General features: G+C 70.7%; 21 protein-coding genes and 1 pseudogene. 15 read left to right on the forward strand and 7 right to left on the reverse strand.

Annotated elements, in window-relative coordinates; all coding sequences use genetic code 11:
* Positions 1-149 precede the first annotated feature (149 nt).
* From ACTWJ8_RS29725 to ACTWJ8_RS29735, 3 genes are all read left to right on the forward strand, one after another.
* Positions 150-1,751 carry a hypothetical protein gene (locus ACTWJ8_RS29725; RefSeq protein WP_443260748.1) on the forward strand — a complete coding sequence of 534 codons (1,602 nt, stop codon included), beginning with the start codon at positions 150-152 and terminating at the stop codon, positions 1,749-1,751.
* 179 nt (positions 1,752-1,930) lie between these two features.
* Positions 1,931-2,482 carry a MarR family winged helix-turn-helix transcriptional regulator gene (locus tag ACTWJ8_RS29730; protein WP_443260749.1) on the forward strand — a complete coding sequence of 184 codons (552 nt, stop codon included), beginning with the start codon at positions 1,931-1,933 and terminating at the stop codon, positions 2,480-2,482.
* Complete coding sequence (locus ACTWJ8_RS29735; protein ID WP_443260750.1) at positions 2,479-5,019, forward strand: MFS transporter; 2,541 nt, start codon at positions 2,479-2,481, stop codon at positions 5,017-5,019. Before ACTWJ8_RS29730 ends, ACTWJ8_RS29735 begins: the two co-directional genes overlap by 4 nt.
* A gap of 81 nt (positions 5,020-5,100) precedes the next feature.
* On the opposite strand, the gene gcl is transcribed toward ACTWJ8_RS29735, so the two are convergent.
* Positions 5,101-6,888 carry a glyoxylate carboligase gene (gene gcl, locus ACTWJ8_RS29740; protein WP_443260751.1) on the reverse strand — a complete coding sequence of 596 codons (1,788 nt, stop codon included), beginning with the start codon at positions 6,886-6,888 and terminating at the stop codon, positions 5,101-5,103.
* 232 nt (positions 6,889-7,120) lie between these two features.
* On the opposite strand from gcl, the gene ACTWJ8_RS29745 reads away from it, so the two are divergent.
* Complete coding sequence (locus ACTWJ8_RS29745) at positions 7,121-7,813, forward strand: hypothetical protein (protein ID WP_443260752.1); 693 nt, start codon at positions 7,121-7,123, stop codon at positions 7,811-7,813.
* Between the two features lie 59 nt (positions 7,814-7,872).
* Positions 7,873-8,376 (forward strand): GNAT family N-acetyltransferase, encoded by a 504-nt coding sequence (locus ACTWJ8_RS29750; RefSeq protein WP_443260753.1) that lies wholly within the window; start codon positions 7,873-7,875, stop codon positions 8,374-8,376.
* 23 nt (positions 8,377-8,399) lie between these two features.
* Here the strand turns inward: ACTWJ8_RS29750 and ACTWJ8_RS29755 are convergent, their stop codons facing one another.
* Together ACTWJ8_RS29755 and ACTWJ8_RS29760 are read right to left on the reverse strand one after the other, a co-directional pair.
* A complete protein-coding gene (locus ACTWJ8_RS29755) occupies positions 8,400-10,013 on the reverse strand; it encodes an AMP-binding protein (protein ID WP_443265024.1) in 1,614 nt (537 codons plus the stop codon).
* 5 nt (positions 10,014-10,018) lie between these two features.
* Positions 10,019-11,704 carry an AMP-binding protein gene (locus ACTWJ8_RS29760; protein ID WP_443260754.1) on the reverse strand — a complete coding sequence of 562 codons (1,686 nt, stop codon included), beginning with the start codon at positions 11,702-11,704 and terminating at the stop codon, positions 10,019-10,021.
* 175 nt (positions 11,705-11,879) lie between these two features.
* Between ACTWJ8_RS29760 and ACTWJ8_RS29765 the strand changes: the two genes are divergently transcribed.
* Both ACTWJ8_RS29765 and ACTWJ8_RS29770 read left to right on the forward strand, forming a co-directional pair.
* Positions 11,880-12,701, forward strand: coding sequence for a response regulator transcription factor (locus ACTWJ8_RS29765; protein WP_443265026.1), 822 nt, complete (start codon positions 11,880-11,882; stop codon positions 12,699-12,701).
* A 122-nt stretch (positions 12,702-12,823) separates the two neighbouring features.
* Positions 12,824-13,461 (forward strand): annotated as a pseudogene (locus ACTWJ8_RS29770) (LysE family translocator).
* A gap of 12 nt (positions 13,462-13,473) precedes the next feature.
* On the opposite strand, the gene ACTWJ8_RS29775 reads toward ACTWJ8_RS29770, so the two are convergent.
* On the reverse strand, positions 13,474-14,577 hold the full coding sequence (locus tag ACTWJ8_RS29775; protein WP_443260755.1) for a winged helix DNA-binding domain-containing protein: 1,104 nt from the start codon (positions 14,575-14,577) through the stop codon (positions 13,474-13,476).
* Positions 14,578-14,731: 154 nt separating this feature from the next.
* On the opposite strand from ACTWJ8_RS29775, the gene ACTWJ8_RS29780 reads away from it, so the two are divergent.
* Entirely contained in the window at positions 14,732-15,895 is a 1,164-nt protein-coding gene (locus ACTWJ8_RS29780) for a magnesium and cobalt transport protein CorA (protein ID WP_443260756.1), read from the forward strand.
* A 379-nt stretch (positions 15,896-16,274) separates the two neighbouring features.
* Here ACTWJ8_RS29780 and ACTWJ8_RS29785 read toward each other — a convergent pair whose 3' ends face one another.
* From ACTWJ8_RS29785 to ACTWJ8_RS29795, 3 genes are all read right to left on the reverse strand, one after another.
* A complete protein-coding gene (locus ACTWJ8_RS29785; RefSeq protein ID WP_443260757.1) occupies positions 16,275-17,732 on the reverse strand; it encodes a catalase in 1,458 nt (485 codons plus the stop codon).
* A gap of 206 nt (positions 17,733-17,938) precedes the next feature.
* On the reverse strand, positions 17,939-18,835 hold the full coding sequence (locus ACTWJ8_RS29790; protein ID WP_356378978.1) for a 2-hydroxy-3-oxopropionate reductase: 897 nt from the start codon (positions 18,833-18,835) through the stop codon (positions 17,939-17,941).
* A 63-nt stretch (positions 18,836-18,898) separates the two neighbouring features.
* Positions 18,899-19,735: a TIM barrel protein gene (locus tag ACTWJ8_RS29795; RefSeq protein ID WP_356378980.1), complete on the reverse strand. Its 837-nt coding sequence runs from the start codon at positions 19,733-19,735 to the stop codon at positions 18,899-18,901.
* A gap of 170 nt (positions 19,736-19,905) precedes the next feature.
* Here ACTWJ8_RS29795 and ACTWJ8_RS29800 point away from each other — a divergent pair, with 170 nt between their 5' ends.
* The 7 genes from ACTWJ8_RS29800 to ACTWJ8_RS29830 all read left to right on the forward strand — a co-directional run bounded on the left by ACTWJ8_RS29800 (position 19,906) and on the right by ACTWJ8_RS29830 (position 25,498).
* Entirely contained in the window at positions 19,906-20,172 is a 267-nt protein-coding gene (locus ACTWJ8_RS29800) for a hypothetical protein (protein ID WP_443260758.1), read from the forward strand.
* Positions 20,169-20,534, forward strand: a complete 366-nt coding sequence (locus tag ACTWJ8_RS29805; protein WP_443260759.1) for a helix-turn-helix domain-containing protein — start codon at positions 20,169-20,171, stop codon at positions 20,532-20,534. The genes ACTWJ8_RS29800 and ACTWJ8_RS29805 overlap by 4 nt, the downstream gene beginning before the upstream one ends.
* Positions 20,535-20,634: 100 nt before the next feature.
* Complete coding sequence (gene uraD / locus ACTWJ8_RS29810) at positions 20,635-21,210, forward strand: 2-oxo-4-hydroxy-4-carboxy-5-ureidoimidazoline decarboxylase (protein ID WP_443265028.1); 576 nt, start codon at positions 20,635-20,637, stop codon at positions 21,208-21,210.
* Between the two features lie 16 nt (positions 21,211-21,226).
* Positions 21,227-21,625 (forward strand): hydroxyisourate hydrolase, encoded by a 399-nt coding sequence (uraH, locus tag ACTWJ8_RS29815; RefSeq protein WP_443260760.1) that lies wholly within the window; start codon positions 21,227-21,229, stop codon positions 21,623-21,625.
* A 5-nt stretch (positions 21,626-21,630) separates the two neighbouring features.
* Positions 21,631-22,566, forward strand: a complete 936-nt coding sequence (gene pucL, locus ACTWJ8_RS29820) for a factor-independent urate hydroxylase (RefSeq protein ID WP_356378991.1) — start codon at positions 21,631-21,633, stop codon at positions 22,564-22,566.
* An 81-nt stretch (positions 22,567-22,647) separates the two neighbouring features.
* Positions 22,648-24,069, forward strand: coding sequence for a nucleobase:cation symporter-2 family protein (locus ACTWJ8_RS29825; protein ID WP_356378993.1), 1,422 nt, complete (start codon positions 22,648-22,650; stop codon positions 24,067-24,069).
* A gap of 43 nt (positions 24,070-24,112) precedes the next feature.
* Complete coding sequence (locus ACTWJ8_RS29830) at positions 24,113-25,498, forward strand: 8-oxoguanine deaminase (protein WP_356378996.1); 1,386 nt, start codon at positions 24,113-24,115, stop codon at positions 25,496-25,498.
* Positions 25,499-25,503: the final 5 nt, after the last annotated feature.

Raw genomic sequence — 25,503 nt, forward strand, 5'->3', positions numbered from 1 at the left:
AGGTCCGGGCGGCGTGTCGCGGGGGCGTCAAGAGTTCGGAACGTAAAGGGAGTTGACGGAAAGAGCAGGACAGAAGACCGATTGACAGGCGGGGCGCCGCCCCCGATCGTTTCCCTCGGGGTGTGACACCTGACGGTTGGGGGACCGCGATGAGGTGGCAGGGGGGCGCGTCGTCCGACGGCGCGGGGGACCAGGAGAGCGGCGGCTTCGGCCCGCCACCCAGCATGTACGTGCCGCCCATGCCGACGCGCCCGCCCGCGGGACCCGCGGACCCCGCCCGCGCCCTCGCCGCCGGACTGCTCAACCTCAGCGGACTCGGCCTCGGCTACGTCCTCCTGCGCCGCCGCCTGCTCGCCCTGCTCTGCGTCCTCGCGACCGCCGCGCTGCTCACCCTCGCGCTGCCCGCCGACCCGGACGGCGTGCCCGCCTGGGCGCTGATCGGCTACGCCGCGCTGCTGCTCGCCGCCGCCGTCGACGGAGCCCGCCGCGGCCTGCGCACTCCGCCGGCCGCCGTCCAGGTCAGGCCGGTCGTGGCGCTCGTGCTCGGGATCGCACTGCTCGCCGTGCCCGCCGGGGGAGCCGTCGCGTACGGCGGGCTGCGCGACGACGCCGTCGAGGACATGCTGCTCGACCGGCTCGACCGCGCCGACGCCCTCGTCCGCAAGGCCTCCGCCCACGACTTCCCCGAGGCCCGCGCCGACTACCGCGCCGCCCTCGACCGGTACCGCGACCTCACCGAGCACCACCCGGACTCCCGCGCCGCGCACCGCGTGCACGACAGCCTCGCCGCCTACTACAAGGTGGTCTCCGCGCCGTACGCCGACGGCGAGCACTGCGCCGCCGTCGCGCCCCTCGAACATCTGCGGGAGGTCCCGCACACCATCGACCGCTCCGTCCTCGGCTCCCTCGCGGCCTGGCCCGACGAGCCCCTCGCCCGCTCGCTCCTCACGTGCGGCACGGAGAAGCTCGGTTCGTCCGAGTCCGACGGCAGGGGCGGCGAACTGGGCCGTCTCCTGCGTACGTTCCCGAAATCCGCGCAGGCCGGTGAGGTGGAGCCCGCCGTGCGCGCGGCCGTCGCCCGGCGCGCGGGCCGGCTGAAGGGCGGCGACCCGTGCGCCGCCACCCGGGCCCTGCGCCGCATCGGCGACACCGCGAAACAGCTGCCCGCCCCCGCGCCCGCCCATCTGCGCGGCAAGGTCGCGGCGGCCGTGCGGGACGGGGCGTACGCCTGCGGCCTCGACCAGTTCGAGGACGGCCGGTTCGCCGCCGCCCGCACCTCGCTGACCTCGTTCGCGAGCACGTACAAGGACGACGACCGGCGGGAGCGCGCGCGGCAGGTCGCCATCGCCGCCGAGATCGCGGAGCTGCGGCCCGCCGCGGGACACCGGCTGCCGCCGAAGGGCACGCCCGGCGGTCCCCGCATGGAGATGGTGATCAGCAACGACGGGCCCGACCCCGTCGAGATCCTCTACACCGGTCCGGTCACCGGCAGGATCACCGTCCCGGCCTGCGGGTCCTGCGACACGTACCCCTCGGAGTCGGCGGGCCGCGCCAAGGCGTGCAAGGCGAGCGGCACGGCGTACCCGAAGCGGACGCTGCGGCTGCCCTCGGGCACGTACCACTTCCTGCACAAACCGGGCGGCAGGAGCGCGACGGCGAGCGGGCGCGCGGCGGGCGGCCGGATCCAGGCCGGGTACTCGTACACCCAGTGCAGCTATGTCGTCAGGAGCGATCTCGGCACGGATCTTTAGCAGCGCCGAAGTAGCTCGCGGGACCCTCTTGACCCCTGCTTGACCCCCCTTTGACCTGCACAAAGACCCTCGCGGCCGGTGCGCGGAGCACTCAGGAAAAGGGGCTACACTCGCTTGCTCGATACAAGCAAGTGACTGGGCGACGTGACCGGACGGGTCACCGAGCAAGGAGGCGGGACATGGACAAGGGGACGGTCCATGACCGTGCGGAGACGGACATCCCGGAGACGGGAAGCGCGAACACTGAGGAGGCCGCGGCCGGACTCGGAAACCAGCTGGTGCGGTTCTCGAGGCTGCTGACTGCCTACCGGCAGAAGGCCAGGCTGGAGAGCCGGGCCGGCGAACGGGTCCTGCTCGCCAAGCTGGTGCGCGACGGCGAACGCCGCGCCACCGACCTGGCGGCGGCGACCTTCCTCGACCTGTCGACGGTCAGCCGACAGGTTCGGGCGATGGTCGACAGGGGACTCGTCGAGCGCCGACCCGACCCGGAGGACCGCAGGGGCGCGCTGCTGCGCGCCACCGACGCGGGCCGGGACGTGTTCGAGGAGTACCGGCGCCAGCGCGACGCGGGATTCGCGAAGCTGCTGGAGCCGTGGTCCGCCGAGGACAGGTACCAGCTGATCCGGCTGCTCTCCCGCCTCAATGACGACCTGGAAGAGTTTGAATACGCGCGTCACGAGCCCGGCCACGTGCCCGGGCCCGGTGGCGAGCAGGGAGCAACGCAAGAATGACTGAGGCCGTGTCCGCGTCCCGCGGAGACACCGCTACCCGAGCCATATCCACCCCACAAGAGACCCCCACCTCCGGCGGCCTGAGCCACCGGCAGATTCTCACCATCCTCAGCGGTCTGATGCTGGGGATGTTCCTGGCCGCTCTCGACCAGACCATCGTCTCCACCTCGATCCGCACCATCGCGGACGACCTCGACGGACTCAGCCAGCAGGCCTGGGCGACGACGGCGTACCTGATCACGTCGACGATCGCGACGCCGCTCTACGGCAAGCTGTCCGACCTGCACGGCCGCAAGCCGTACTTCCTCGCCGCGATCACGATCTTCATCGTGGGCTCGGCGCTGTGCACCTTCTCGACGTCGATGCCGGAGCTGGCCGCGTTCCGCGCGGTGCAGGGCATCGGCGCCGGCGGTCTGATGTCGCTGGCGCTCGCGATCATCGGCGACATCGTGCCGCCGCGCGAACGGGCCCGCTACCAGGGCTACATGCTCGCCACCTTCGCCACGTCCAGCGTCGCGGGACCGCTCATCGGCGGCGCCCTCGCCGGGCAGGACAGCATCCTCGGCGTCACCGGCTGGCGCTGGGTGTTCCTGGTGAACGTGCCGGTCGCGATCGTCGCGCTGTTCGTCGTCGCGAAGGTGCTCAACATCCCGCACGTCCGCCGCGACCGGAAGATCGACTGGTGGGGCGCGTTCACCATCGCGCTCGGCGTCGTGCCGCTGCTGCTCGTCGCCGAGCAGGGCCGCGAGTGGGGCTGGGGCTCCGCGGGCTCGATCGTCTGCTACGCCGTCGGTGCCGTCGGCATCGTCTCGTGGATCTTCGTGGAGCGGGCTGTCGGAGACGACGCGCTCATCCCGATGCGGCTGTTCCGCAACGCCATCTTCAGCAAGACCAGCTTCCTGTCCGTGCTGATCGGCGCGGGCATGTTCGGCGGCATGCTGATGATCCCGCAGTACCTCCAGATCGTGAAGGGCGCGAGCCCGACCCGGTCCGGGCTCGAGATGCTGCCGCTGATGGCCGGCATGATGATCGCGTCCATCATCTCCGGCCAGATCACCGGGAAGACCGGCCGCTACAAGATCTTCCCGACCCTGGGCACCCTCCTGATGGTGGCGGCGCTGCTGCTCTTCCACTTCAAGGTCCAGTGGGACACCCCGCTGTGGGAGACCATGCTCTACATGGCGGTCTTCGGCCTCGGCCTCGGCTGCTGCATGCAGACGCTGGTGCTCGCGGTGCAGAACGCGGTGCCGCCGCAGGACATGGGCGTGGCGACGGCGTCGTCCACGTTCTTCCGGCAGATGGGCGCCACCGCCGGTACGGCGATCTTCCTGTCGGTGCTCTTCTCGAACGTCGGCGACAAGATCTCGGACGCCTTCAAGTCGGCGGCCAGGACGCACGACTTCCAGGCCGCGCTGCACGACCCGTCGGTCGTCTCCGACCCCGCGAACAAGCCGGTCCTCGACATGCTCAAGGGCTCCGGCGGGGGCGGCGGCGACGTGCTGAGCGACTCCTCGTTCATCCAGCACCTGGACCCGCGGCTCGCGGAGCCGTTCAAGCAGGGCTTCGCCGACGCCATGCACCTGGTGTTCCTGATCGCGGCGGGCGTCATCGTCCTCGCGTTCCTGATGGTGCTGTGGACGAAGGAGGTTCCGCTGCGCAAGATGTCGGGCCTCCAGGCGCGCGAGGCGGCGGAGAAGGGGGAGACGGCCTCCGAGTCGGCCTCCGAGGAACCGGCGGCCGCCCCGGCAGCCGCAGTGGAGGGCACCCCGGACACCTCGGACGCCACCTCCGGCATCAGGGGTTACGTCCGCGACCGCGAGGGCTCCCCGCTGGTCGGCGCCGTGGTCACGCTGATCGACCTGCGGGGCGCCCAGCTCGGCCGTACGACGGCGGCGGCCGACGGCGCGTACCTGCTCGGGGCGCCCGCCGGCGGGACGTACGTCCTGATCGGTTCGGCCGGTTCCCGGCAGCCGCAGGCCACGACGCTGACGGTCGGCGAGGGCTTCCTCGACTTCGACCTGATGCTGGCCGGGTCCGCCGGCCTCACCGGCACCGTCGTCGAGGCGGCGGGCGAACTCCCGGTGCCGGGCGCCCTGGTGATCGTCACCGACGTGCGCGGCGAGGTCGTCGCGTCCGGCGCGGCCGACGCCACGGGCTCCTTCGCGTTCGGCGACCTGGCCCCCGGCGGCTACACCCTCGCCGTCAGCGCGGAGGGCCACCGGCCCACGGCGCTCCCGGTCGAGGTGGCCTCCGGCACGCCCAACCGCTGCGAGGTCCGGCTGGTGCCCGGCGCCCGCGTCCACGGCGTGGTGCGCGGCGCGTCCGGCGACCCGCTGGACGACGCCCGCGTCACGCTGCTCGACGCGGCGGGCAACACGGTCGGCACGACGGTCACGGGCGTCGACGGCGCCTACGCCTTCGACGACCTGGACGCCGGCGAGTACACGGTCGTCGCCAGCGGCTACGCCCCGCAGGCCCTCCCGCTGAGCCTCGACGGGAAGGGCCGCGATGATGCGGACGTGGAACTGAGCCACTGACGCGCCGACCACGCGCACGCCGAACGGCCGTGGCCCCGACACCTCGGTGTCGGGGCCACGGCCCGTTTCGAGCGGGGGCTGTCAGACCTTGAGCGGACGGATCGCCGTCGGCGCGTGGCCCGGCTCCGTCGCCAGCTCCTCGAACTCCTTCACCGCGCTGATGTCGGCGGTCGGGCTCATGGAGATGTTCGTGATGCGCTCCAGGATCGCCTCGACGACGACCGGCACCCGGTGCTCCTGCGCGAGCTTCTTCGCCTGCTCGAAGGCGGTGCCCAGCTCGTTCGGGTCCGTCACGCGGATCGCCTTGCAGCCCAGGCCCTCGGCGACCTTGACGTGGTCGACGCCGTAGACGCCCAGCTCGGGGCTGTTCTGGTTCTCGAACTCCAGGTTGACCTGGAAGTTGATGTCCAGGCCGATCTGCGCCTGGCGGATCAGGCCCAGGTACGCGTTGTTCACGAGGACGTGGACGTACGGGATGCGGTGCTGGGCGCCGACCGCCAGCTCCTCGATCATGAACTGGAAGTCGTAGTCGCCGGAGAGGGCGACGACCTGCGTGTCCGGGTCGGCCTTGGAGACGCCGAGCGCGGCCGGGATCGTCCAGCCGAGCGGGCCCGCCTGGCCGCAGTTGATCCAGTGCCGCGGCTTGTAGACGTGCAGCATCTGGGCGCCGGCGATCTGCGAGAGGCCGATCGTCGTGACGTACCGGGTGTCCTTGCCGAACGCCTTGTTCATCTCCTCGTAGACGCGCTGCGGCTTCATGGGGATGTCGTCGAAGTGCGTGCGGCGCAGGAGGGTCTCCTTGCGCTCCAGGTGCGAGGCGACCCAGGCGGAGCGGTCCGGCAGCTCGCCCGCGGCCTTCAGCTCCTTGGCGACCTCGACGAACAGCTCCAGGGCCGACCTGGCGTCGGAGGTGATCCCGTAGTCCGGCGCGAAGATCTTGCCGATCTGCGTCGGCTCGATGTCGACGTGCACGAACTTCCGCTCGCCCTTGTAGACGTCGAGCTTGTAACCGGTGTGGCGGTTGGCCCAGCGGTTGCCGATGCCGAGGACGAAGTCCGACTCCAGGAACGTGGCGTTGCCGTACCGGTGGCCGGTCTGCTGGCCGACCATGCCCGCGTTCAGGTCGTGGTCGTCGGGGATGGTGCCCCAGCCCATCAGCGTGGGCACGACCGGCGTGTTGGTGATCTCGGCGAACTCGACGAGCAGGTCGCTCGCGTCGGCGTTGATGATGCCGCCGCCCGCGATGATCAGCGGCCGCTCGGACTCGACGAGGAGCTTGATCGCCTTCTCGATCTGCGCGCGGGTCGCGGCCGGCTTGTAGACCGGCAGCGGCTCGTACGTCTCCGGGTCGAACTCGATCTCCGTCTGCTGGACGTCGATCGGCAGGTCGATGAGGACGGGGCCGGGACGGCCGGAGCGCATCAGGTGGAAGGCCTGCTGGAAGATGCCCGGGACCTGCGCTGCCTCCAGGACGGTCACCGCCATCTTCGCGACCGGCTTGGCGATCGAGGCGATGTCGACGGCCTGGAAGTCCTCCTTGTGCAGGAGGTGGCTCGGGGCCTGGCCCGTGATGCACAGGATCGGGATCGAGTCGCCCGTGGCGGAGTACAGGCCGGTGATCATGTCGGTCCCGGCGGGCCCCGAAGTGCCGATGCAGACACCGATGTTCCCCGGGTTGGCCCGGGTGTAGCCCTCGGCCATGTGCGAGGCGCCCTCGACGTGGCGGGCGAGCGTGTGGTCGATGCCACCGCTCTCCTTGAGCTCCTTGTAGAAGGGGTTGATGGCGGCACCGGGCACGCCGAACGCGTTCGTGACGCCCTCGCGCTTGAGGATCTCAACGGCCGCGCGGGCGGCGGTCATTCGAGCCATGAGTGCTCCCGACTCCTGCTGTGACTGTGTACGGCTTCGGCTGTCGGATTCGCGCTCCCGTCGCGCCCCGCGGCGAGCTCTGAATTCCGTCACCTGGTCTCCACTGTTTCCGTAATGTGGAAACCAGGTTCTGCTATATGGAAGCAATGTAGAGGGGCGCTTTGCAGGCCGTCAAGGTGGATGATGAGACTGACGTCGATCCGTTTCCGGCCGGGAGCGAGGGGGAGTTGCCGTGGCCGAGCCCGCCCGCCTGCGCTGCCCCACCTGCCGGCGCGAGCATCTGTACGCGCCCCAGGCCCTGCCCTGCGCCTGCGGAGCGCCCGTCGCGCCGCCGATGGTGCGCGGCGCCGCCCCCGTCCCCGTGTCCGAGCGCACCTGGGACGACGACTGGGTGACCCTGCGCTGCCCCATGTGCGGCCGGCACGACCGCTGGCCCCGGCCCGAGCTGGGCTGCGCCTGCGGCTCGGTGCTGCGCGTCCCGGTCCACGACGACCAGGCGCCCGCGCCCGCCCACATCCCGCTGCCGCGCACGGCCGCGCCGCCGCGACCCGCCTTCCAACCCGTCGCCATCCGCACTGCGCGCGACGCCGTCACGGCCGTCGCCCTGTACCTGCGCTGGCTCGGCCACGACGACGTGCGCCAGGCCGACCAGCGGCCGCCCTCCGGCATCGGGCTCGCCGCGCGCGGGGTCGTCGCCCAGGTCGAGCCCTCGGTGCGGCCCGCGACGCTGCGCGACGTGGAGTGCCTGTGGCTGCGGTCCATGGCGGAGTCCGCGACCTGCGCCTACTTCTCGCTGGCCGGATACGTCGACGAGGCCCGCACCCGGGCCGACGCGCTCGGCGTCCCGCTGTTCGTGCTCGACCTGGCCGGGGTGCCGCAGCCGGTGAACGGGCCCGCGGACGAGCTGATCGCGGGCGGGGCGTAGCGGGCTCTGCGGCGCGAAATGCGGGTGAGCGGGGTGCGCGGCCCCGACATACTGGACGGGTGATCATTCGCAGCGCCGAACCCGCCGACTTCCCGCGCCTCCAGGCGATCGAGACGGCCGCGGGCGAGATCTTCCGGACGGTCGGCATGGCCGCGATCGCCGACGACGCGCCGCCCACGCCCGCCGAGCTCGACCGGTTCCGCCGGTCCGGGCACGCCTGGGTGGCCGAGGACGCCGGGACCGTCGTCGCCTACCTCGTCGCCGAGCCCGTCGACGGCGCCCTGCACGTCGAGCAGGTCACCGTGCACCCCGACGCCGCCCGCCGCGGCGTGGGTCAGGCCCTGCTCGCGTACGCCGCCGACTGCGCGCGCGACCAGGGCCTGACCGGCCTCACCCTGACCACCTTCACCGACGTGCCGTGGAACGCCCCGTACTACGAGCGCCTCGGCTTCCGCCGGCTCACCGAAGCCGAGGTCACGCCCGGACTCCGCGCGATCCGCGCGGCGGAGGCCGAGCACGGCCTGGACCGATGGCCGAGGGTGTGCATGCGGAGGGAGCCGTAGGCCCCCTTCTTCAGTTTCCCGTTCTACAACTCCCCGTACCCCTCGCGGAGTTCCACCTTTCGGACCTTCCCGCTCACCGTCATCGGGAACCGCTCCAGAATCCGCAGCCGGCTCGGGACCTTGTAGTGCGCGAGCCGGTCGCGGCAGAACTCCCGCACCTCGTCGAGGGTCAGCGTGTCCGCGGGGTCCCGCAGGATCACGCAGGCCAGCACCTCCTCGCCGTACTTCTCGTGCGGGACGCCCACGACCTGCACGTCGGCGATCTTCGGGTGGCCGTAGAGGAACTCCTCGATCTCGCGCGGGGAGATGTTCTCGCCGCCGCGGATGATCATGTCCTTGATGCGGCCGACGATCTGCGCGTAGCCGTCCTCGCGGATCATCGCCAGGTCGCCCGTGTGCATCCACCGGCCCGCGTCGATGACCTCGGCGGTCTTCTCCGGCTCGTCCCAGTAGCCGAGCATCACGCTGTACCCGCGCGTGCACAGCTCGCCCGACTCGCCGCGCGGCAGCGTGACCCCGGTGACCGGGTCGATCACCTTGACCTCGATGTGCGGCAGGACGCGGCCGACGGTGCCGGTGCGGCGCTCCAGGTCGTCGTCGCGGCGGGTCTGCAGCGACACCGGCGACGTCTCGGTCATGCCGTAGCAGATGGAGACCTCGGCCATGTGCATCTCGGCGACGACCCGCTTCATCACCTCGACCGGGCACGGCGAGCCCGCCATGATCCCCGTGCGCAGGGTGCTCAGGTCGTACGAGGCGAAGTCCGGCAGGTTCAGCTCGGCGATGAACATCGTCGGCACGCCGTACAGGGACGTGCAGCGCTCCTGCTGGACGGCGCGCAGCGTGGCGGCCGGCTCGAAGGACGGCCCCGGGATCACGATGCAGGCGCCGTGCGAGGTGGCGCCGAGATTGCCCATCACCATGCCGAAGCAGTGGTAGAAGGGTACGGGCAGGCACACCCGGTCCCGCTCGGTGTAGCCGACCGTCTCGCCCACCCAGAACCCGTTGTTGAGGATGTTGTGGTGGGAGAGCGTGGCCCCCTTCGGGAAGCCCGTCGTGCCCGAGGTGTACTGGATGTTCACCGGGTCGTCGCACGACAACTCGGCCTCTCGTTCAGCCAGTTGCCCGGCGTCGACACCGATCGCCGCCGCCACGAGGGCGTCCCAGCTGTCCGTGCCGATGAACACCTTCTCGCGCAACAGCGGGCACTCGGCAGCCACTTGGCGGACGAGCTCGCGATAGTCGGTGCCCTTGTGCTCGGTCGACGAGATCAGCAGCGAGACACCGGACTGCTTGAGCACGAACGCCAACTCGTGCGCCCGGTACGCCGGGTTGATGTTCACCATGATCGCGCCGATCCGCGCGGTCGCGTACTGCACCAGCACCCACTCGGCGCAGTTCACCGCCCAGATGCCCACGCGGTCGCCCTTGGCGACACCGCGCGCGAGCAGCCCGCGCGCCAGCTCGTCGACGTCCGCGCCGAACTCCGCGTACGTCCAGCGGCGCCCGCTCTCCACGTCGACCAGCGCCTCGCGGTCCGGCCACGCCTCCACGGTGCGTCGCAGATTGCCGCCGATGGTGTCGCCGAGCAGCGGCACCTCGCTGGTCCCGTGCGTGTACGACAACTCCCCGGAGATGACGCTCACTTGAAGTCCTCCTCGCGGTACTCGGCGGTCGAACCCTTGGCGGTGGCCTCGCGCAGCTCGATGCGGCGGATCTTGCCCGAGACCGTCTTGGGCAGCTCGGCGAACTCGATGCGGCGCACCCGCTTGTACGGGGCGAGGGTCGCGCGGGAGTGCTCGAACAGCAGCTTCGCCGCGTCGGGGCCCGGCTCGTAGCCCTCCGCCAGCACCACGTACGCCTTCGGGACGGCGAGCCGCAGCTCGTCGGGGGCGGGCACGACGGCCGCCTCCGCGACCGCCTCGTGCTCGAGGAGCGCGCTCTCCAGCTCGAACGGGCTGATCTTGTAGTCGCTCGCCTTGAACACGTCGTCGGCGCGGCCCACGTACGTCAGATAGCCGTCCGCGTCCCGCGAGCCGATGTCGCCGGTGCGGTAGTAGCCGCCCGCCATCGCCTCCGCCGTGCGCTCGGGGTCGCCGTGGTAGCCGACCATCAGGCCGACGGGCCGGGCGGACAGGTCCAGGCTGATCTCGCCCTCGTCGGCGCCGGGCGCGCCGGTCACCGGGTCGAGCAGCTCGACCTTGAAGCCGGGGCTCGGACGTCCCATGGAGCCGGACTTGAGGCGCTGCCCCGGGCTGTTCGACACCTGCACCGACGTCTCGGTCTGCCCGAAGCCGTCGCGGATGGTGATGCCCCAGGCCCGCTCGACCTGCTCGATGACCTCCGGGTTCAGCGGCTCACCCGCGGCGACGACCTCGCGCGGCGGCGTGCGCAGCTGGGTGAGGTCGGCCTGGATGAGCATCCGCCACACGGTGGGCGGCGCGCAGAACGACGTGACGCCCGCCCGGTCCATCGTGGCCATCAGGCGGCCCGCGTCGAAGCGCGTGTAGTTGTAGAGGAAGACGGTCGCCTCGGCGTTCCACGGCGCGAAGAAGTTCGACCAGGCGTGCTTGGCCCATCCGGGCGACGAGATGTTCAGGTGCACGTCACCGGGGCGCAGGCCGATCCAGTACATCGTCGCGAGATGCCCGATCGGGTACGAGACGTGGGTGTGCTCGACGAGCTTGGGGCGCGCGGTCGTGCCGGAGGTGAAGTACAGCAGCAGCGGGTCCTCCGCGCGGGTCTCGCCGTCGGCCTCGAAGGTGTCGGTGGCGCCCGCCGACTCCTCGTAGCCGAGCCAGCCCTCTTCGGGGGCGTCCGAGCCGACCACGATGCGGGTGTAGTCGCCGGGCACCTCGGAGAACTTCGCGATGTCCTCGGGGCGCACGACGACGTGCCGCGCCCTGCCGCGCTCCACGCGGTCGGTCAGATCGGCCGAACCGAGCAGCGGCGTCGCGGGGAGGACGACGGCCCGCAGCTTCATCGCGGCGAGCATCACCTCCCACAGCTCCACCTGGTTGCCGAGCATGAGCAGCACCCGGTCGCCCGCGCCGACGCCGTGGCCGCGCAGCCAGTTCGCCACCTGGTTGGAGCGGCGGCGCAGGGTGTCGAAGGAGTAGCGGGCCTCGGAGTCGTCCTCCTCGACGATGTGCAGCGCGACCTTGTCGTTGCCTTCGGCGATGACGTCGAACCAGTCGAGGGCCCAGTTGAAACGCTCGGGCCGGGGCCAGGAGAAGCCCTCGTACGCCGACTCGTAGTCCCGCGCGTGCTGCAACAGGAAGTCTCGGGCTGTGCGGAACTGCTCCGTGGGTCCGTTCGCCGTCGTCATGTGCGCTCCGTTTGAGTCCTTGGGTGGCCCGGGATCCACCTCGTGTCCCGCACCGTCGCGGGCCGTGTCTGCCATCGTGTAGTGAGTGACGCAGGTCTCACCACCCCCATACGGGGGTGAACAGTGCGCGGCGAGGTGATGGACGGTGAGCGCAGGAACCGCCGAGGCGGTCGAGATGCGCGCGGCCCTGGTGCGGCTGCGCCGGGGCACGGGCCTTCCGGTGGCGTTCGGCGGGCTGACCGCCGGGCCCGGGCAGGCGGCGGGGCAGGTACGGATCGCCGAGATCAGCGGCGCGTCGACGGGCGCGCTGCACGGGCTCGGCATCACCGCGGGCAACGGCCTGGGCGGCAAGGCCCTCACGCTCGCCAGGGCGTGCGCCGTCACCGACTACCACGGCTCCCGGCACATCAGCCACGAGTACGACGCCGCGGTCGCGGCCGAGGGCCTGCACTCGGTCCTCGCGGTGCCCGTCGTCGTACGGCGCCGGGTGCGGGGCGTCCTGTACGGGGCGCTGCGCACGGCCCGACCGCTCGGCGACCGGGCGCTCGACGCGGCGATGGCGGCGGCGCGGGACGTGGAGCAGGCGCTCGTGGTGCGCGACGAGGTGCAGTCCTTGCTGTCCGTGACGCGGGCCCCCGCGGGCGAGGACGGCGGGGCGTGGGAGGAGGTCAGGGAGGCGCACGGAGCGCTGCGGGCCCTGGCGCCGAAGCTCGCCGATCCGGCGCTGCGGGACGAACTGCTCGCGGTGTGCGGGCGTCTTGCGGCGGCGTCCGACCCGGTGCGGGCACCGGAGGAGGCGCCGGTGACGCTGGCGCCGCGGGAGGTGGACGTGCTGGCGTGCGTGGCGGCGGGCGCGACGAACGCGGCGGCGGGGGAGCGGCTCGGGCTGCGGCCGGAGACGGTGAAGGGGTATCTGCGCTCGGCGATGCGGAAGTTGGGGACGCACACGCGCGGCGAGGCGGTGGTGGCGGCGCGGCGGGCGGGGATACTGCCGTAGGGCCGTCGGCCGCCGACGGTCGGCGGCGATTGTCAGTGGCGTGGGCTTCAATGGTTCGCGTGGGGTGAGGTCGCGAGGGAGCGGGACGGAGCAGGACCGGGCGGAAAAGGGGGCGGATCGGCATGGTGTCGATGGAGCGGTGTCTGGCGTTCGCGGCGATGTCGCTGCTGGTGATCGTGATTCCGGGACCGAGCGTGCTGTTCGTGATCGGGCGGGCGCTCGCGCACGGACGGCGGTGGCGACGGCGCTCGGGAACGTCGTCGGCTCGTACCTGCTGGTCGTGGCGGTGGCCCTCGGGATAGGCGCGCTGGTCGAGCGGTCGGCCGCGCTGTTCCTCGCGGTGAAGCTGGCCGGCGCGGCGTATCTCGTGTACCTCGGCGTGCAGGCGTTCCGGCACCGGCGGGACATGAAGGCGTCCGACATACGCGGCCCGGCGGGACCGCCGCGCGGCGATCTGCGCACGGTGGCGGACGGCGTGCTCGTGGGGGTCACGAACCCGAAGGGCATCGTCTTCTTCGCCGCGGTGCTGCCGCAGTTCGTGAACCACGAGGCGGGTCACGTCCCGGCGCAGATGCTGCTGCTCGGCCTGATCCCGATCTCCATAGGCCTGGTCACGGACACGCTGTGGGGGCTCACGGCGTCGGCGGCGCGCACCTGGTTCGCGCGCTCGGACCGGCGCCTGTCGATGATCGGCGGGACGGGCGGGTTCGCGCTGATAGGCCTCGGCGTGACGGTGGCGGCGACGGGCCGCGCGGACTGAACGCCCCGGCGCCTACGTGCGGACGGTGCCGAATTCCACGGAGAGCGGCCCCGGCGCCTCCAGGACGGCGGCGGTGCGCTCCGCCTCGGCGACGAGCTCGTCGCGCTGGGGGCGGGTGAGCTTCCGGAAGGGCTCGAGGGTGAGCACGCTGCCCGCGTCCCCGTTCTCCTTCAAGGTCCACAGGCCGGCGAGGAATCCGTCGACGAGGAACGTCAAGTAGGCGGTGTTCACCTGCCAGTTGCGGCCCCGGTCGGCCTCGTGGATCACGCGGGTGCGGTCGGCGTGGGACAGGAGGAGGTTGTCGAACTCGGCGAGCAGGCGCGGCGGGGCGGGCGTGTCCGGGTCGGGGCGTGGCGCGTCGGGCAGGTCGAACAGCTCGACGCCGTGCTCGTCGCGGAAGGTGACCAGACGGGGCCGCAGCCGCTCGAAGGCCTCCTTGGTGCGGGTGATGCCCGCCCACTGCTGGAAGTCCTTCACGGAGGCGGGGCCGAAGGCACCGAGATAGCGCAGGATCGTGTCGTCGGGGTCGGGCGCCGGCTCGGTGGGCCGGTCGAACCACTGCTCGGCCGTGGTCAGGCGCACGCCGCCGCTGCGCCGCCACAGCCCGCGCGGCGTGACCTGGACGAGCGGGAGACGGCCTCGGGCGGCGATGGTGAGGGCCTGCGGATCGGCGTCCGGCCAGTGCTTCAGGAGCAGTTCGCGGATCTCCTTCGGGGTGCGCGGCTCCTCCTCGACGTAGCGGCGGGTCAGATCGGTGAGGCGGTCGAGGTCGACGCCGACGAGGCCCTTGCGGAACATTCGCAGCTCGCGGTCGCGGGCGGCCTGCACGAGGGGGCGCAGCGTCATGCAGTCGTCGGCGGTGTGCAGATGGATGGTCGAGCGCATGGTGACGAGCCGGGCCACCCGGCGCTCCTCCAGGGCGGCGGAGAGCGCGGCGGGCGTGAAGTCGGCGAGGCGGGCGGCGAGCGCGAGATACGGCGGCCGCACCTCCTGGGCCTGGAGCCCGAGCAGCCGGTGGACGGCGTCCTCGGGGGCCAGCGGGGCGCGGTCGAGCAGGAGTTGGCGCTCCAGGGTGGCGCGGCCCAGGGCGCGGGCGGTCAGCTGCTGCGTCGTCATGAGGGGAAGGTAACGGGTATGTAGGACAGCGGCCGTCCGCGATGCGCTGCACCACGCCGTCATCTTCGCTGGTTACCCTGCCCGGGGACCCGAGAGAACACCCCGCACGCGAACACGCGAGCACTCAGGCACTCAAGTACGGAGGGAGGCGGCGATGCCACGACGGCAGGGACGGTCCGGCCGCGACAACGAGCGCGGTGGGCCGCGCCGCTACACGTGGCGCCGCGCGACCACCCCGGCGTCGCCGCCCGCCGCACCGGAGCGCACGACCGCGGACGAGCCTGCGCCGCAGGACCAGGGCAGCGTCGTCAACGCGGCGCTGTACCGGGACGGCGTGCGGGTCGCGACGCCGGAGACGCTCACGGACACGTACCGGCAGCTGCGCGAGCGGCCGCGGACGATGGCGTGGATCGGTCTCGCCCGGCCCTCCGACTCGGAACTGAAGTCGCTGGCCGCCGAGTTCGACCTGCACGGCCTCGCGGTCGAGGACGCCCTGGAGGCGCACCAGCGGCCGAAGCTGGAGCGGTACGGCGAGACCCTCTTCGTGGTGCTGCGCGCGGCCCGCTATCTGGACGCGTCCGAGGAGGTCGACTTCGGCGAGCTGCACGTCTTCGTGGGCCCCGACTTCGTCATCACGGTCCGGCACGGGGCGGCCCCCGACCTGTCGGCGGTCCGCAGCCGCATGGAGGCGACCCCCGACCTGCTGCGCCTGGGCCCGGAGGCGGTGCTTTACGCGATCCTGGACGCGGTCGTCGACGGGTACGCGCCGGTCGTGGCGGGCGTCCAGAACGATGTGGACGAGATCGAGACCGAGGTGTTCTCGGGCGCGCCCGAGGTCTCGCGGCGCATCTACGAACTCTCCCGCGAGATGGTCGAGTTCCAGCGCGCGACCCGCCCCCTGGTCGGCATGCTGCACGCCCTGATGGCGGGCTTCGCGAAGTACGGCACGGACGAGGAGTTGCAGCGCTATCTGCGGGACGTGGCCGACCACGTCACGCACACCAGTGAGCGCGTCGACTCGTTCCGGCAGGCGCTCACCGACATCCTCACGGTGAACGCGACGCTGGTGACGCAGCAGCAGAACGCGGAGATGCGGGCGCTCGCCGAGGCGGGCTTCGAGCAGAACGAGGAGATCAAGAAGATCTCGTCATGGGCGGCGATCCTGTTCGCTCCGACGCTGGTCGGCACGATCTACGGCATGAACTTCTCGCACATGCCGGAGCTGAGCTGGCACTTCGGCTACCCGTTCGCGATCGCCCTGATGGGGGTCGTCTGCGTGAGCCTGTACGTCATCTTCAAGCGCAAGGACTGGCTCTGACGCGTGGGCCGCTTGCGAGCGGACGCCGAAGAGCCCCGGACACGGACCGTCGTGTTCGGGGCTCTGGTTCGGGAGTTGTTGCCGCCCGACGGCGCGCGACTGGCGAAACATGCATGCGCGCCACCGGACGGAGTCCATGGGGTGGCTGGGACCGCGGCGGCTGTCGTACGACGGTTCCCCGCCCGCCCTCCCTCAGGTCGAAAGGGGAGCGGAGGAACCTTCACCACCGCACTGGCTCGTACGCTGCACAAGCCGCCGCGGTCCTCGTCCGCCCGCTACCGCCGGCCACGACCACCCCTCATCCGGGCCGTGGCAGACGGTGCGGGTCAGTGCGTACGGGGGCGGACCTCCCGCCGCCCCGCGTACGCAGTCAGGGGGCTCAGTCCTCGCGCAGGGCGCGGACCGCCTCCTCCACGCGCTTGCCGTAGTCGGCGTCGGCGGCGTGGAAGTGGGCCAGGTTCTTCTCGACGATGTCGTCGCGGGAGACCTGCGAGAGGCCGCCGGCGATGTTGGCGACCAGACGCTGCTTCTCGTCCTCGGACATCAGGCGGTACAGCTCGCCCGCCTGGAAGAAGTCGTCGTCCTTGGTGTGGGCCGGGGCCTCGTGGGTGCCCGTGTAGCCGTTGATCGCCAGCGGCGCGGCCAGCGGGCGGCCGGTCTCGACGGGGCCGTCGAAGGAGTTCGGCTCGTAGTTCTTGCGGGCGCGGCCGTAGGCGTTGGTCGCCATGAGGCCGTCGCGGCCGTAGTTGTCCGCGGTCGTGGCCTTGGGGGCGTTGACCGGGAGCTGGGTGTGGTTGACGCCCAGGCGGTAGCGGTGCGCGTCCGCGTAGGCGAACAGACGGCCCTGCAGCATCTTGTCGGGGGAGGGACCGATGCCCGGAACGAAGTTGTTCGGGGAGAACGCGGCCTGCTCGACCTCGGCGAAGACGTTGTCGGGGTTGCGGTCCAGGACCAGGCGGCCCACGCGCTGCAGCGGGTAGTCCTTGTGCGGCCACACCTTGGTGAGGTCGAACGGGTTGAAGCGGTAGTCGGCCGCCTCGGCCGCCGGCATCAGCTGGACGTAGAGCGTCCAGGACGGGTTCACGCCGCGCTCGATGGCCTGGAGCAGGTCGGTCTGGTGCGAGTTCGGGTCCTTGCCCGCGATCTCGGCGGCCTGCTCGGAGGAGAGCGAGCGGATGCCCTGGTTCGTCTTGAAGTGGTACTTGACGAAGAAGGCCTCGCCCTTGTCGTTCGTCCACTGGTAGGTGTGCGAACCGTAGCCGTTCATGTGGCGGTAGGAGGCCGGGATGCCGCGGTCGCCCATCAGCCAGGTGACCTGGTGGGTGGCCTCGGGGGCGTGCGCCCAGAAGTCCCAGACGTTCTCCGGCTCCTGCTTGCCCGTGAACGGGTCGCGCTTCTGGGAGTGGATGAAGTCGGGGAACTTCAGCGGGTCCTTGATGAAGAAGACCGGGGTGTTGTTGCCGACGAGGTCGTAGTTGCCCTCTTCGGTGTAGAACTTCACCGCGAAGCCGCGGGGGTCACGGACGGCGTCCGCGCCACCGAGGTTGTCGGCGACGGTCGAGAAGCGCAGGAAGACCTCGGTGCGCTTGCCGACGGTGTTCAGGAAGTCGGCGTACGTGTAGTCGGTGACGTCGTCCGTCACCTCGAAGTAGCCGTACGCGCCGGAGCCGCGGGCGTGCACCACGCGCTCCGGGATGCGCTCGCGGTTGAAGCGGGCGAGCTTCTCCAGGAGGTGCTGGTCCTGGAGCAGGATCGGGCCGCCGACGCCTGCGGTGGCGGAGTTCTGGTTGTCGGCGACTGGCGCGCCGGACTCGGTGGTGAGCACACGCTTCGGCATTTGTTCGAGGCGACCTTCCGTGCAGTGGCTGCTGACGATCGAGCTGTCGATGTGAGGGAGCGTAAGGACCCCTGAACTGCTACGTCAACAGTTTGTTGAAGTTATGGCGGTGCGAGATCGGGTTCCGGACCGCGGCGGCGCCTGGGCGCGACAGGACAGGTGTCAGCGCCGCCGCGGCCCGGAAGTCTGAGGTGGTGCCGAGGGCCTTACTTGGGCTGGTCGCCCGAGAGGCGCTCGACCGAGCGCAGCAGCGCCGAGTGGTCGAGGCCGCCGTCGCCCTGGGCGCGCAGCGAGGCCACCAGCTGGGCGACCGTGGCGCCGACGGGCAGCGCGGCGCCGACGTTGCGGGCGGCGTCGGTGACGATGCCCATGTCCTTGTGGTGCAGGTCGATGCGGAAGCCCGGCTTGAAGTCGCGGTTGAGGAAGTTGTCCTTCTTCCGCGTCAGGACGGTCGAGCCGGCCAGACCGCCGTTGAGGACGTCGAGCGCGGCCTTCAGGTCCACGCCGGACTTCTCCAGGAAGACCACGGCCTCGGCGCACGCCTGGATGTTGACGGCGACGATCAGCTGGTTGGCGGCCTTCACGGTCTGGCCCGAGCCGTGCGGACCGCACAGCACGATGGTCTTGCCGAGGGCGTCGAGCAGCGGCTTGGCCTCGTCGAACTCGGCCTGCTCACCGCCGACCATGATGGACAGGACGGCCTCGATGGCGCCGGCCTCGCCACCGGAGACGGGGGCGTCCAGGACGCGGATGCCCTTGTCCTTGGCGGCCTTCGCGAGGTCGATCGAGGTCTGCGGGGTGATCGACGACATGTCGATGAGCAGGGCGCCCGACTTCGCGTTCTCGAGGATGCCGTCGGGGCCGTACGCGATGGCCTCGACCTGCGGGGAGGCCGGAACCATCGTCACGACGACGTCGGCGTCCTTGACGGCCTCGGCGATCGACTTCGCGGCGGTGCCGCCGGCGGCCGCGAGGCGGTCCAGCTTGTCCTGCTCCAGGGTGAAGCCCGTGACGTCGTAACCGGCCTTGATCAGGTTCTCCGACATGGGCGAGCCCATGATGCCGAGACCGATCCACGCGACCTTGGGGAGGTTGTTGCTCATGAGGGTGACTCCAAATGCCTTGATACGTCGATGAGTTGGCGTCGGCCGAAGGCCGTCGCGGGCTCAGGCCGCGCGGTGCTCGCGGGGCAGCCAGTCGAAGGCCTCGGCGCTCGGGGCGTCGCCCGGCTTGTACTCCAGGCCCACGTAGCCCTCGTAGCCTGCCTTCTTGAGCTGGTCGAGCAGCTCCTCCAGCGGCAGCGAGCCGGTGCCGGGGGCGCCGCGGCCCGGGTTGTCGGCGATCTGCACGTGCGCCGTCTTGTCGGTGTACGAGCTGATGACCGCCTGCAGGTCCTCCCCGTTCATGGACAGGTGGTACAGGTCCATCAGGAACTTGGCGTTGCCGAGGCCGGTCGCCGCGTTCACCTTGTCCACGATCTCGATCGCCTTGGGGGCGCTCACGATCGGGCACTTCGGGGACTCGGGCGCGTTCAGCGCCTCGATGAGCAGCACCGCGCCGACCCGGTCGGCCGCGCGGGCCGCCAACACCAGGTTCTCCAGGGCGAGTTCGTCCTGCTCCTGCTCGGAGGCGCCGTCGACCCGGTTGCCGTACAGCGCGTTCAGCGCCGTGCAGCCGAGGGACTGCGCGAAGTCGGCCGCGACGTCGATGTTCGCGCGGAACTTCTCGCTCTCCTCGCCGGGGATCGACAGGGCGCCCCGGTCCGGGCCCGGCAGCTGCCCCGCGTAGAAGTTCAGGCCGGTGAGCTGTACTCCCGCGTCCTTGATCGCGGAGCGCAGGGCGTCGAGCTCGGACTGCTCGGGGGTGGGGGCGTCGACCCAGGGCCACCACAGCTCCACCGCGGTGAAGCCCGCCGCGGCGGCGGCCGCGGGGCGCTCCAGGAGCGGGAGCTCCGTGAAGAGGATCGACAGGTTGACGTTGAAGCGCTGGTCTGCGAATCCCATCGGGGTCGGCGCTCCCTTCTGGTTCGTGTTCCGCATCGCGGTGTTCCGTATTGCGGAAGTTCGTTTCTACTTGATGGAAGATTGCCTGCAAGGGTTCGTGGCTGTCAAGAGGGGACGTCGAAATTGGCGGCGGCTCCCGGCGGCGGCCGCGCGCGCGTTAGGTTGAGTGCGTGCGATTGAGAGTGGAGTTCACGACGGAGCCGTTCGACCTGGAGGAGGCGCCCGAGCACGCGCTCGCGGCCCGCCGGGTGATCGAGGCCGCCGACCTCGACGAGGTCGACGTGGGGCCGTTCGGCAATACGGCGGAGGGTGGCGCGGACGAGGTCCTCACTGCCGTCGACCGCCTGCTGCGCAGCGGCCTCGCGAGCGGCGCCACGCGGATCTCGCTGCAGGTCAACGTGGTGGCGGACGCCACGGGGAAGGGGGACGACGCGTGAGCGACACCGGGGACGCCTTCATCACCGCGGTCAAGCCGCTGGTCGACGCGATGGGCGGGGAGATGCTGCCGCCGGACGGCGCGGGCCCCGACGACGTCGTACTGGCCTGGCAGGGGGCCGACGTCGTGGCCGTGCGCCTGCCCCAGCTGGCGGACTCGCTCGACCACATCCTGGCGGCCCTGGAGCGCACCAGGGGGATGCCGCTGTCGGAGCTCGACCGCAAGCAGAAGCAGGAGGTCGTACGCCTTCTGGAGGCACGCGGAGCGTTCTCTGTACGTCACGGTGTGGAGACGGTGGCCGGCGCCCTCGGCGTCTCCCGCTTTACCGTCTACAACTATCTCAACCGGGACAAGACCCCCTGACCTGGGATGATGCCGAGCCCGCCGCCCGTCTCCTCACCGCCGTCCGATATCCGGACGGCGGTTTTTTGTAACTCCGAGTTTTCAACAAAGTGTTGACGTGATGTTTCCGGGGGCGTTAGCTATCTGCAGCCCGTCCAGCACAAGGCCACGGAGGCATCCCGTGACTTCAGGTTCGTCAGCTACTCATCGGGGCCTCTCCCGGTTCAACGCCTCGGACGAGAGCGCGGCCCAGGCCGAGCTCCATGAGGTGTGTGCTTCATCGGCGTGGGGGAGCAAGATTCTCGCCCAGCGCCCCTTCGCTTCCGCAGAGTCCCTCTTCACGGCCAGTGACGCCGCCATGGCGGAGCTGACCGCTGACGACCTCGCCGAGGCGATGGCGGGGCACCCGCCGATCGGCCGCCCGAAGCCCGGCGACCCGACGTCCTCGCGCGAGCAGCGCGGCATGGCGGGGGCCTCCGAGGAACTCAAGAAGGAGATGCTCGAGCTCAACCTGGCCTACCAGGACAAGTTCGGCCATGTCTTCCTCATCTGCGCCACCGGAGCCACGGCGGAGCGGATGCTCGATGCGATCAGGACCCGGATCGAGAACAGCCCCGAGCAGGAGCGGGAGATCGTCCGCACCGAACTGGGCAAGATCAACCGGATCCGCCTGACCCGCATCGTCGAAGCAGCATAAGAACAAGGAAAGCCTGATGAGCACCGAGACCACGGCATCGGTGTCCACGCACATCCTGGACACCAGCATCGGACGCCCCGCCGAGGGCGTCGCCATCTCCCTTGCGGCACGCGCCGGTTCGAACGCCGAGTGGCAGGCGCTCGGCGGCAGTGCCACCGACGCGGACGGGCGCTGCAAGGACCTGCCGGCGCTGCCGGAGGGCACCACCCACGTACGCCTCGACTTCGAGACCGAGGGGTACTTCGACAAGAAGCAAGCCGATGCGCAGCAGGACGCCCCCGCGAATCGGGACAGCGACACGACCGGAGCGTTCTTCCCGGAGGTGGCGATCACGTTCGCCGTCAAGCCGGGCGAGCACTACCACGTGCCGCTGCTGCTCAACCCGTTCGGCTACTCCGTTTACCGAGGGAGCTAGCAGACATGCCCACGATCCTGGGTTCCAACCAGTACGGCAAGGCCGAGAACCGAGTCGTAAAGATCACGCGGGACGGCGACACCCACCACATCAAGGACCTCAACGTCTCGGTCGCGCTCAGCGGTGACCTCGACGACGTCCACCTCACCGGGTCGAACGCCAACTGCCTGCCGACGGACACGACGAAGAACACCTGCTTCGCGTTCGCCAAGGAACACGGCATCGAGTCCGCCGAGCAGTACGGCATCGAGCTCGCCCGGCACTTCGTCGACAGCCAGCCGTCCATCCACCGGGCGCGCATCCGCATCGAGGAGTACGCCTGGGAGCGCATCGCCGGCTCCGACGCGGGCTCCAAGTTCATCGGCGCCGACGAGGTCAAGCACTCCTTCGTCCGCAAGGGCCAGGAGACCCGTCTCGTCCAGATCACGTACGACGGCGAGAAGTTCGAAGTCCTGTCCGGGCTCAAGGACCTGACCGTGATGAACACCACGAACTCCGAGTTCTGGGGTTACATCAAGGACAAGTACACGACGCTCCAGGAGGACTACGACCGCATCCTCGCCACGTCCCTGTCGACGTGGTGGCGGCACAGCTGGACCGGTGTCGACGGCGAGCGCACGCCCAACTGGAACAAGTCCTACGAGCAGGCCAAGAAGCACATCCTCCAGGCCTTCGTCGAGACGTACTCGCTCTCGCTGCAGCAGACCCTCTTCCAGATGGGTTCGCGCGTCATCAACAACCGCAGCGAGATCGACGAGATCCGCTTCTCCGCCCCGAACAAGCACCACTTCCGCCAGGACCTCTCGGCCTTCGGCCTGGAGAACGAGGCGAAGGACGGCGCGGTGTACTGGGCGGCCGACCGCCCCTACGGCCTGATCGAGGCCACCATCCTGCGGGACGGCGCCGACCAGCGCATCCCGGTCGACATGACCAACCTCTGACGCCCAGGGCGTAGTTGACGCGGCAGCGTGCCCCCGTCCACCGCAGTCGGCGGGGGCGCGCCTGCACCCGGAGGGAACATAATGGCAGTGCCAGCAAAAGGGCCGGCTGAAGCCGAAGGCCCGTGTTCCACCCCATCGGACAGCACCACGAGCGCCGCCGCGCAGGTGCATCCGGTGGACGAGAAGCTCCACCCGTCGCGGCTCGTCCCCGCCGCACTCCAGCACATCGCCGCCATGTACGCCGGCGTCGTCACCCCGCCGCTCATCATCGGCCAGGCCGTCCGCCTCGACACCGCGGGACAGACCCGGCTGATCGCCGCCTCGCTGCTCATCGCGGGCGTGGCCACCCTCCTCCAGACGCTCGGCGTCAAGGGCTTCGTCGGCAACCGGCTGCCCTTCGTCAACGCCGCGTCCTCCGCGGGCATCGCACCCATGCTCGCCATCGCGGAGACCAACGCCAAAGGCGACCAACTCCCCGCCATCTACGGGGCGGTCATGGTGGCCGGCGTCTTCTGCCTCGCCATCGGCCCGTTCTTCGGCCGACTGCTTCGCTTCTTCCCGCCGCTCGTCACCGGCGTCGTCATCACCCTGATCGGTGTGACGCTGATGCCCGTACCGGTCGGCTGGGCCCAGGGCGGCGACAAGACCGCCGCCGACTACGGCGACATGCGCTACCTCGCCCTCGCCGCGTTCACGCTCGTCGTCATCCTGCTCATCCAGCGCTTCGGCAAGGGCTTCGTCAAGCAGGTCGCCCTGCTCTTCGGCCTGCTGATCGGCACGCTCGCCGCGATCCCGTTCGGCATGGCGGACTTCAGCTCCCTCAAGTCCGCGCCGGTCGCCGCGCTCCCGACGCCGTTCGCCTTCGGCGCCCCCGAGTTCCAGCCCGCCGCGATCATCTCGCTCTGCCTCGTCATGCTCGTGCTGATGACCGAGTCCAGCGCCGGAATGCTCGCCATCGGCGAGATCTGCGAACGGGACTGCAACGGGAAGACCATCACCCGGGGCCTGCGCACCGACGGCATCGCCACCTTCATCGGGCCGATCTTCGGCGGCTTCCCGACCTCCGCCTTCGCGCAGAACGTCGGCGTCGTGTCCCTCACCAAGGTGCGCAGCCGCTACGTCGTCGCCGTCGCGGGCGGCACCCTCCTCGTCCTCGGCATCTTCCCGGTGCTCGGCGCGATCGTCTCCCTGGTCCCCATGCCGGTCCTGGGCGGCGCGGGCATCGTGCTGTTCGGCTCGATCGCCGTCAGCGGCATCCGTACGCTCTCCGAAGCGGGCCTCGACGACAGCTCCAACATCATCCTGGTGGCCGTCTCGCTCGGCGCGGGCATCATCCCGCTCGCCGCCCCCAGCTTCTACGCCGACTTCCCGGCCTGGGCGCAGACCGTGCTCGGCTCCGGAATCAGCGCGGGCGCCCTCGTCGCCGTCACGCTGAACCTTTTCTTCCACCATCTCGGCACCCGCAGCAGCGCCGGCGCTGCCGCGGCACTCAAATCTTCCTAGGGTCATGCCGTGCCCAAACGCCACCACGACTGAAGGAAGCACCATGGCACCTTCTTCGGCAGACCGCATTGTCATCGAGAACGTCGCGATCGCGACGGTCGACGCCCACGACACCGAGCACGCCTCGGGCCACATCGTCGTGGCGGGCAACAGGATCGAGTCCATCGGCGCGGGCCCCGCGCCCGCGGGCCTCGAGAACGTCGTCCGCCGGATCGACGGCACGGGACACCTGGCCACACCCGGCCTGGTCAACACGCACCACCACTTCTACCAGTGGATCACCCGCGGCCTGGCCACGGACCACAACCTGTTCAACTGGCTGGTGGCGCTGTACCCGACCTGGGCGCGCATCGACGAGCAGATGACATACGCGGCGGCGCAGGGCTCCCTCGCGATGATGGCCCGCGGCGGTGTCACCACCGCCATGGACCACCACTACGTGTTCCCGCAGGGCTCCGGCGACCTCTCCGGATCGATCATCCGGGCCGCCTCCGAGATGGGCGTGCGCTTCACCCTGGCGCGCGGCTCCATGGACCGCAGCGAGAAGGACGGCGGACTGCCGCCCGACTTCGCCGTCGAGACCCTCGACGGCGCGCTCGCCGCGACCGAGGAGACCGTCAAGAAGCACCACGACGACTCCTTCGACGCGATGACGCAGGTGGCCGTGGCCCCCTGCTCGCCGTTCTCCGTCTCCACCGAACTCCTCAAGCAGGGCGCCGAGTTGGCGCGCCGGCTCGGCGTCAGGCTGCACACCCACGGCAGCGAGACCGTCGAGGAGGAGAAGTTCTGCCACGAGCTGTTCGGCATGGGCCCGACCGACTACTTCGAGTCGACGGGCTGGCTCGGCGAGGACGTGTGGATGGCGCACAGCGTCCACATGAACGACTCCGACATCGCCGCGTTCGGCCGTACGAAGACGGGCGTCGCGCACTGCCCGTCCTCCAACGCCCGGCTCGCCGCCGGCATCGCCCGCGTGCCCGACATGCTCGCGGCCGGCGTACCGGTCGGCCTCGGCGTCGACGGCACCGCCTCCAACGAGTCGGGCGAACTCCACACCGAACTGCGCAACGCCCTCCTCATCAACCGCCTCGGCGCGCACCGCGAGGCGGCCCTGAACGCCCGTCAGGCGCTGCGCCTGGGGACGTACGGAGGCGCGCAGGTGCTCGGCCGGGCCACCCAGATCGGGTCGCTCGAAGCCGGCAAGCTGGCCGACCTGGTGCTGTGGAAGATGGACACCCTCGCCCACGCATCGATCGCCGACCCGGTGACCGCGCTCGTCTTCGGCGCGGCCGCACCGGTCACCCTCTCCCTCGTGAACGGCAAGCCGGTGGTCGAGGACGGCCGCCTGCTGCACGTCGACGAGGACGCCGTCGCCCGCTCCACGCGGGCGGAGGCGCAGCGCCTCGCGCGGATCACCGCCGAGAGCTGACCGCT

The organism is Streptomyces sp. SDT5-1, from assembly GCF_052245995.1.
In the GTDB taxonomy this organism is placed as follows: Bacteria; Actinomycetota; Actinomycetes; order Streptomycetales; family Streptomycetaceae; genus Streptomyces.

What these genes read in the sequence shown, in the direction of transcription:
- ACTWJ8_RS29725 (WP_443260748.1), top strand. Translation starts at nt 150, where the DNA reads ATGAGGTGGCAGGGGGGCGCGTCGTCCGACGGCGCGGGGGACCAGGAG.
- ACTWJ8_RS29730 (WP_443260749.1), top strand. Translation starts at nt 1,931, where the DNA reads ATGGACAAGGGGACGGTCCATGACCGTGCGGAGACGGACATCCCGGAG.
- ACTWJ8_RS29735 (WP_443260750.1), top strand. Translation starts at nt 2,479, where the DNA reads ATGACTGAGGCCGTGTCCGCGTCCCGCGGAGACACCGCTACCCGAGCC.
- gcl (WP_443260751.1), bottom strand. Translation starts at nt 6,888, where the DNA reads ATGGCTCGAATGACCGCCGCCCGCGCGGCCGTTGAGATCCTCAAGCGC.
- ACTWJ8_RS29760 (WP_443260754.1), bottom strand. Translation starts at nt 11,704, where the DNA reads ATGACGACGGCGAACGGACCCACGGAGCAGTTCCGCACAGCCCGAGAC.
- ACTWJ8_RS29765 (WP_443265026.1), top strand. Translation starts at nt 11,880, where the DNA reads ATGCGCGCGGCCCTGGTGCGGCTGCGCCGGGGCACGGGCCTTCCGGTG.
- ACTWJ8_RS29775 (WP_443260755.1), bottom strand. Translation starts at nt 14,577, where the DNA reads ATGACGACGCAGCAGCTGACCGCCCGCGCCCTGGGCCGCGCCACCCTG.
- ACTWJ8_RS29780 (WP_443260756.1), top strand. Translation starts at nt 14,732, where the DNA reads ATGCCACGACGGCAGGGACGGTCCGGCCGCGACAACGAGCGCGGTGGG.
- ACTWJ8_RS29785 (WP_443260757.1), bottom strand. Translation starts at nt 17,732, where the DNA reads ATGCCGAAGCGTGTGCTCACCACCGAGTCCGGCGCGCCAGTCGCCGAC.
- ACTWJ8_RS29790 (WP_356378978.1), bottom strand. Translation starts at nt 18,835, where the DNA reads ATGAGCAACAACCTCCCCAAGGTCGCGTGGATCGGTCTCGGCATCATG.
- ACTWJ8_RS29795 (WP_356378980.1), bottom strand. Translation starts at nt 19,735, where the DNA reads ATGGGATTCGCAGACCAGCGCTTCAACGTCAACCTGTCGATCCTCTTC.
- uraD (WP_443265028.1), top strand. Translation starts at nt 20,635, where the DNA reads ATGTTTCCGGGGGCGTTAGCTATCTGCAGCCCGTCCAGCACAAGGCCA.
- uraH (WP_443260760.1), top strand. Translation starts at nt 21,227, where the DNA reads ATGAGCACCGAGACCACGGCATCGGTGTCCACGCACATCCTGGACACC.
- pucL (WP_356378991.1), top strand. Translation starts at nt 21,631, where the DNA reads ATGCCCACGATCCTGGGTTCCAACCAGTACGGCAAGGCCGAGAACCGA.
- ACTWJ8_RS29825 (WP_356378993.1), top strand. Translation starts at nt 22,648, where the DNA reads ATGGCAGTGCCAGCAAAAGGGCCGGCTGAAGCCGAAGGCCCGTGTTCC.
- ACTWJ8_RS29830 (WP_356378996.1), top strand. Translation starts at nt 24,113, where the DNA reads ATGGCACCTTCTTCGGCAGACCGCATTGTCATCGAGAACGTCGCGATC.